Below are 2,981 nucleotides of genomic sequence, written 5' to 3'. Positions count from 1 at the left end.
TTTCTCGGGGCCTGGAAAATGTTTAAAGGAGCCACCCCCCCCCCCCCCCCCGGTCCCCGCCGGCCCCGCCTGGTCACCGCCGTCGTGGCGACACTCGCCGCCGCGCTGGGCCTCGGCCTGCTGACCGCCCCGTCCTCCGCGCAGCCGCCCCTGCCCGTCTCCCAGGGCAAGGCGGCGACCGCCTCCTCCACCGAGTCCGCGGCGTTCCCCGCCTCGGCGGCCGTCGACGGCGACCCCGGCACCCGCTGGTCCAGCGGCTTCGGCGACGACGAGTGGCTGACCGTCGACCTCGGCGCCCGGCACCGCGTCGACAGCGTGGTCCTGGACTGGGAGACCGCACACGCCACCGCGTACCGCGTCGAGGTCTCCGACAACGGCGACGACTGGACGCGGCTGCACCGCGCCACGGCCGCCACCGGCGGCACCGAGACCCTGACCGTCTCGGGCACCGGCCGCTACGTCCGGATGGCCGGCGAGGCCCGCGCCACCCAGTACGGCTACTCCCTCTGGGAGTTCCAGGTGCACGGCGCCCCGCTGGACGGCGGCCCCGGCCCGGGCCCCGGCCCGTCCGAGGACCAGCTCCTGTCGTACGGCAAACCGGGCACCGCCTCCAGCTCGCAGCACGACGGCGCCTGCTGGGAGTGCTCGCCCGACAAGGCGTTCGACCGCGACCCGGCCAGCCGCTGGTCGGTGGAGGCCGAGACCGGCTGGAGTGACCCCGGCTGGATCGCCGTGGACCTCGGCGCACCCGCCGACATCACCCGGGTGGTGCTCCAGTGGGACCCGGCCTACGCCACCGCCTACGAGATCCAGGTCTCCGACGACGGCGAGAGCTGGACCACCGCCTACCGCACCACCGAGGGCCGCGGGTTCAAGGAGACCATCGACCTTGAGGCGACCGGCCGCCACGTACGGATGTACGGCACCGAACGCGCCGGCCCCTACGGCTACTCCCTGTGGGAGTTCCAGGTGTACGGCACCGGCGGCGACCCGCAGACCCCGCCGCCGCTGCCCCCGGACCCGGTCGAGCCGCTGGAACTCGTGTGGCACGACGAGTTCGACGGCCCGGCGGGCAGCCTGCCCGACGCCACCAAGTGGACCCCCGACCCGGGCGTCGGCCAGAACAACGAGCTTCAGAACTACACCGCCGACCGCAACGCCCTGCTGGACGGCGACGGCAACCTCGCCATCGAGGTCCGGCGCGAGGAGAGCCCCGGCACCACCTGCCCGGTCGACCCGCTCTCCGGCAGCTCCACCTGCCAGTACACCTCGGGCCGCGTCAACACCCACGGCAAGTTCGACATGACCTACGGCCGTGTCGAGGCCCGCATCAAGGTGACCAGCACCCGCGGCCACTGGCCCGCGTTCTGGATGCTCGGCTCCTCCTACTACGACGAAGGCCGCCCCTGGCCCTACACCGGCGAGATCGACATCATGGAGCACGTCGGCCACGAACCGAACACCGTCCACTCCACGCTGCACGCCCCCGCCTACTTCGCGGGCGGTGGGTACGGCTCCTCCTACGAGGGTGACGAGGCGTTCTCCGACGACTTCCACGTCTTCGCCGTCGACTGGGACAGCCAGGGCATGGTGTTCACCGTGGACGACCAGGTGGTGCACAGCGTGGACCGCGAGGAACTGGAGACCACCATCGGCCCGTGGGTGTTCGACGGCGAGTTCTTCCTGATCCTCAACTCCGCGGTCGGCGGCGACTGGCCCGGCCCGCCGGACGGGACCAGCCTCTTCCCCCAGCGGATGCTCGTCGACTACGTGCGCGTCTACCAGTGACGCCGTCCGCCGTGCCGAACCAGGAGACACCCGGGCCCGGCACGGCGGGGCACGGCGCGGCGGGGCACCACATGACGGGGCACCGCGCCGGCGGCTGAGCCGATATCCGCGCGTCAGCCGCTGGCGCGGACCACCAGCGTCGGGTGGAAGACCACCGACGGCACCCGCTCCCCCGCCGCGCCGACCTGCTTCAGCAGCAGCCGCGCCATCTCCGCGGCCATCTCCTCCACCGGCTGCCGCACCGTCGTCAGCGGCGGATCGCACGCGACCGCGGGCAGACTGTCGTCGAACCCGACCACCGCCACCTCCTCCGGCACCCGCCGACCGGCCCGGTGCAGCGCCGAGACCGCGCCCAGCGCCATCAGGTCGGACGCCACGAACACCCCGTCCACGTCCGGGTGTTCGGCGAGCAGCCGCCGCATCGCGTCACTTCCGCCGGCCTGGGTGAAGTCGCCCTCGGCCCACGGCACCTCCCCGTGGCCGTGGGCGGCGACCCCCTCCCGGAAACCGGCGAGCCGGTCCCGTCCGGCGGGCATGTCCTGCGGGCCGGCGACCGCGCACAGCCGTCTCCTGCCGAGCCCGGCCAGCCGGTCGGCGGCCAGCAGCGCGCCCGCACGCTGGTCGAGATCCACATAGGTGACGGGCGCGGGGGCCGCCGGGCGCCCGGCCAGGACCATCGGCAGCGGGGTACGCGCCAGCCGCCCCGGCAGCGGGTCACCGGCGTGCGAGGAGATCAGCACCACCCCGTCGACGTGGCCCTGCTGGAGGTAGTCGAGAAGCTGCTCACGGGAGGGCTCGTCGTCCGCGAGCATCAGCGCCATCTGCACCCCGCTCGGCCGCAGCACCTCCAGCAGCCCGGTCACCACCCGCCCGAAGTAGGGATCGGTGAACATCCGCCCCACGAAGGGCCCCGCGACCTGACGCCGCTCCCGCTCGGAGACGACCAGCGCCACCGAGTCGGTACGACCGGTGACCAGCGAACGCGCGGCGCGGTTGGGTACGTACCGGGTCGCCGTGATCGCCTTCTCCACCAGCTCCCGCAGCTTGGGATCGACCGTGGACTCGCCGTTGATGACCCGCGAGACCGTCGCGCGGGACACCCCGGCGACCCGCGCCACCTGCTCCAGGGTGGCGCGCCTGGAGGTCGCGACCGGCTCCGTGCTCACCGTGCATTTATACCGCCCCACCACCCC

At 73.5% G+C, this 2,981-nt stretch carries 2 protein-coding genes; one reads left to right on the top strand and one right to left on the bottom strand.

The features are described from left to right. Window positions 1–18 precede the first annotated feature (18 nt). Window positions 19–1,788 carry a discoidin domain-containing protein gene (locus E0D90_RS24750; RefSeq protein WP_130800161.1) on the top strand — a complete coding sequence of 590 codons (1,770 nt, stop codon included), beginning with the start codon at window positions 19–21 and terminating at the stop codon, window positions 1,786–1,788. Window positions 1,789–1,901: 113 nt separating this feature from the next. Here the strand turns inward: E0D90_RS24750 and E0D90_RS24745 are convergent, their stop codons facing one another. Then, entirely contained in the window at window positions 1,902–2,954 is a 1,053-nt protein-coding gene (locus E0D90_RS24745) for a LacI family DNA-binding transcriptional regulator (RefSeq protein ID WP_227870487.1), read from the bottom strand. Between the last annotated feature and the right edge of the window lie 27 nt (window positions 2,955–2,981).

The sequence above is a fragment of the Streptomyces otsuchiensis genome (genome assembly GCF_004305975.1).
GTDB classification, from domain to species: Bacteria; Actinomycetota; Actinomycetes; order Streptomycetales; family Streptomycetaceae; genus Streptomyces; species Streptomyces otsuchiensis.
Note: the sequence above shows the minus strand (reverse complement) of the source record. Positions and strands in the feature narration are given on the sequence as shown.

Excerpts from the sequence above, each read along its gene's own strand:
- E0D90_RS24750 (WP_130800161.1), top strand. The coding sequence starts at position 19 with ATGTTTAAAGGAGCCACCCCCCCCCCCCCCCCCGGTCCCCGCCGGCCC.